Below are 3,800 nucleotides of genomic sequence, written 5' to 3' on the forward strand. Positions count from 1 at the left end.
CGGCCGAGCGCTCCCCTGTCCAGATCGCGGTGGCCATCGCGATCAGCTTGCTGGCCCTGCTTGTGGTGAGGCAACTGCGCCGACGCGGCAGCTGATCGTGGCGCTGACATTCCGGCCCACCGCCGACGTGGTCGACGAACTCGGAACCGACGCCCGCAGCTGCGATGTGCAGTTCCGTCAGTTCGGCGCCCGGGCGCGCTTCGCCGGCCCGATCAGCACGGTGCGCTGCTTCCAGGACAACGCGCTGGTGAAGTCGGTGCTGTCCGAGCCGGGCGGGGGCAGGGTGCTGGTCGTCGACGGCGCGGGTTCGCTGCACACCGCGCTGGTCGGCGACGTCATCGCGGAGCTGGCCCGCGCCAACGGCTGGGCGGGGCTGATCGTGTACGGCGCGGTACGGGACGTGTCAACGCTGAGCGGCATCGACATCGGCATCAAGGCGCTGGGCACCAACCCCCGTAAGAGCGGCAAGACGGGTGCGGGCGATCGCGACGTCGTCGTTCATGTCGGCGGCGTTCAGTTCGCGCCGGGCCGTATCGCCTACAGCGACGACGACGGCATCGTCGTCGTCGCGGCGGCCGACCCGGCCTGAGTGGCGACCCGCGGCGGCGAGGGGCTCGCAGTCGCCGTTATACGGCCGCAGGCGACCGGTGCCTGCTGAAGTGCAGGGCCGCGTCCTCGACCTTGCCACGCCGGATGAGGCGCAGGTCGGAGAGGTAGTTCTGCATGAGCAGCCACGGCGCACGCGACCCCGTCTTGGGCAGTAGATGCATCGACCGCTGGACGTAGCCCGGGGTGAAGTTCATGAACGGCAGCTCGTCGACGTCATCGCCGGGATGCTGCGGCTCGACGGTGTCAAAACTGTTGGCATCCATGTAGTTCAGCAGTCGGCAGACGAATTCGGAGACCAGGTCGGCTTTGAGCGTCCAGGACGCATTCGTGTACCCGACGGTGACGGCGAAGTTCGGGACACCGGAGAACATCAGGCCCTTGTAGGTCATCAACGACGGCGGCTCGACCGGATCGCCGTTTCTGGACAGCGTCAGCCCGCCCAGCAGCTGCATGTTCAAACCCGTTGCGGTGACGATGATGTCGGCGTCCAGCTCTGCACCCGAGCCCAGCCGGATACCGGTCCTGGTGAACCGGTCGATGGTATCGGTGACGACGTCGGCGTCGCCGTGGCGGATCGTCCGGAACAGGTCGCCGTTGGGAGCCAGGCACAACCGCTGGTCCCACACCTTGTAGCGCGGGCCGAAGTGCTTCTCGACGTCGTAGCCGTTGGGCAGTCGCCGTTTGGTCATCCACATCAGAATCCTGCGCATCGAGACCGGGAACCGCCGCGAAAACTGATACACGCCGGTGCTGAAGGCGATCGCCCTCCACCGGTTCGCCACGTGCGCGGCGCGGGCCGGCAGTAGCCGGTTCGTCCCCCCGGCGACGTAATCCACCTCGGGCAGGCAGCCGATGTAGGTGGGTGAGCGCTGCAGCATGGTGACGTGGCCGGCGCCGGAATTCACCAGCGCCGGAATGAGAGTCACCGCGGTGGCGCCGGATCCGATGACGACGATCTTCTTGCCGGCGTAGTCGAGGTCCTCCGGCCAGTGCTGCGGGTGGACGATGACGCCCTCGAAGTCCTGCGCGCCGCCGAAGGATGGCGAGTAGCCCTCGTCGTAGTTGTAGTAGCCGGTGCAGGCGAACAGGAACGAGCAGGTGATCTCGGTGCGCGCGCCGTCATGCTCGACGGTGAGAGTCCAGCGGCTGGCGGCGTCGGACCAGTCGGCGGCCACCACCCTGCGGCCGTATCGGATGTGCCGGTCGATACCATGCTCGGCGGCGGCCTCCTTGACGTAGGCCTTGATCGACGCTCCGTCGGCGATCGCCGTGGACGAGCGCCACGGCTTGAACCGGAAGCCCAGGGTGAACATGTCCGAGTCGGAACGAATCCCCGGGTAGCGGAACAGGTCCCAGGTGCCGCCGAGATCGTCTCGCCGCTCGAGGATGGCGTAGCTCTTCGTCGGGCAGCGGTCCTGCAGGTGCCAGGCCGCGCTGACGCCGGCGATGCCGGCACCGACGACGACGACGTCTAGATGTTCGGTCATGACGCCACGCTATCAACGGGGTGTCGAAAAAGTCAATCATATGTTGATTGTGTCGACACACTGTAGAGTAAAGGTCGTGACCGTAGCCGGCTCGACCCGCGCCGCCCGGGGTCGTCGCTCGGCCCGCCCGTCCGGCGACGACAGGGAGAAGGCCATCCTCGCCACCGCCCGGCGACTGCTCAAGGAGCGCTCGTTCGCCGGCATCTCCGTCGACGACCTGGCCAGGGGGGCGGGTCTGTCCCGGCCGACGTTCTACTTCTATTTCCGCTCCAAGGAGGCGGTGCTGCTCACGCTGCTCGAGCCGCTGATCGCGCGCGCCGACTCCGAGTTTGACGGCGCGATGCAGCGGCTGCCGGCGGATCCGCGCCGGGTGTGGCGCAGCGGCATCGACGCGTTCTTCACCGCGTTCTGCTCGCACCGTGCGGTGGCCCGGGCGGGCACCGAAGCGCTGGCCGCCAGCCCGGAGATCCGCGCGGTGTGGTCGGGATTCATGCAGAAGTGGATCGACCAGACCGCGACGATGATCACCGCCGAACGCGCGCGCGGGGCCGCACCGCAGACCATCGCGGCGGCCGACCTCGCGACATCGCTGAACCAGATGAACGAACGCGCGATGATGGCCACCCTGTCCGCCGAGCAACCGGCGATCAGCCAGGAGCGGGTCGTCGATACCCTCACCCACATCTGGGTGAGCAGCATCTACGGGCAGTCCGCCCCGCTCGACGACGAACCGCCGGCCTGAGCCGACTGCGCAGGTGCCCGTCCCAGCCCTGTCGCCGCGGCCGGGGCTCTACGAGTAGCGTTGGGTGAATGCGATTCGCGTTCAAGACTTCTCCGCAACACACCACCTGGCCGCAGATGCTGTCCGTCTGGCAAGCCGCCGACGAAATGGCTGTCTTCGAGTCCGGGTGGACCTTCGACCACTTCTATCCGATCTTCGGTGGCGACAGCACCGGCCCGTGCCTGGAGGGCTGGACGACGCTGACCGCGCTGGCGCAGGCCACCACCCGGCTGCGGCTGGGCACGCTGGTGACCGGCATCCACTACCGCCACCCCGCGGTGCTGGCCAACATGGCCGCCGCGCTGGACGTCATCTCCGGCGGCCGGCTCGAACTGGGTATCGGCGCCGGCTGGAACGAGGAGGAGTCCGGCGCCTACGGCATCGAGCTGGGCAGCATCAAGGAACGTTTCGACCGTTTCGAGGAGGCCTGCCAGGTGCTGATCGGCCTGCTCAGCCAGGACACCACCGACGGCTTCGATTTCCAAGGCCACTACTACCAGCTCAAGGGCGCCCGTAACGAGCCCAAGGGCCCGCAGCGCCCGCACCCGCCGATCTGCATCGGCGGCAACGGCGAGAAGCGCACGCTGCGCATCACCGCCCGCTACGCGCAGCACTGGAACTTCGTCGGCGGCACACCCGAGCAGTTTGCCCACAAGCGCGACGTGCTGGCGGCGCATTGCGCGGACATCGGACGGGACCGAAAGGAGATCACGCTGTCGGCGCACCTGTTCCTCGGCGCGGACCGCAACTACGGGCAGGTCGTCGATACCGCCGCCGCGCTGGCCGCCGAGGGCCTGGACCTCGGCATCGTCTACATCGCGCCGCCGCACGACCCGGCGGTGCTGCAGCCGCTGGCCGAGGCGATCCGCGAGTCGGGGCTGCTCGACCCGCGATGAGTCGCCGGACCGCTTACTGGTTGCGTT

General features: G+C 68.2%; 4 protein-coding genes. 3 read left to right on the forward strand and 1 reads right to left on the reverse strand.

The features are described 5' to 3' along the window. Nucleotides 1–97 precede the first annotated feature (97 nt). Nucleotides 98–589 carry a ribonuclease E activity regulator RraA gene (rraA, locus tag ABDW21_RS11750; RefSeq protein WP_343601664.1) on the forward strand — a complete coding sequence of 164 codons (492 nt, stop codon included), beginning with the start codon at nucleotides 98–100 and terminating at the stop codon, nucleotides 587–589. A gap of 37 nt (nucleotides 590–626) precedes the next feature. On the opposite strand, the gene ABDW21_RS11755 is transcribed toward rraA, so the two are convergent. Beyond that, nucleotides 627–2,096 (reverse strand): NAD(P)/FAD-dependent oxidoreductase, encoded by a 1,470-nt coding sequence (locus ABDW21_RS11755; protein WP_343601666.1) that lies wholly within the window; start codon nucleotides 2,094–2,096, stop codon nucleotides 627–629. A 76-nt stretch (nucleotides 2,097–2,172) separates the two neighbouring features. Between ABDW21_RS11755 and ABDW21_RS11760 the strand changes: the two genes are divergently transcribed. Further along, on the forward strand, nucleotides 2,173–2,838 hold the full coding sequence (locus tag ABDW21_RS11760) for a TetR/AcrR family transcriptional regulator (protein WP_343601668.1): 666 nt from the start codon (nucleotides 2,173–2,175) through the stop codon (nucleotides 2,836–2,838). A gap of 68 nt (nucleotides 2,839–2,906) precedes the next feature. Next, the gene (locus ABDW21_RS11765; protein WP_343601670.1) at nucleotides 2,907–3,773 is read left to right on the forward strand and encodes an LLM class F420-dependent oxidoreductase; all 867 of its coding nucleotides are present in this window, start codon (nucleotides 2,907–2,909) and stop codon (nucleotides 3,771–3,773) included. The last annotated feature ends 27 nt before the right edge of the window (nucleotides 3,774–3,800 follow it).

The organism is Mycobacterium sp. (genome assembly GCF_039583805.1).
GTDB lineage: Bacteria > Actinomycetota > Actinomycetes > Mycobacteriales > Mycobacteriaceae > Mycobacterium.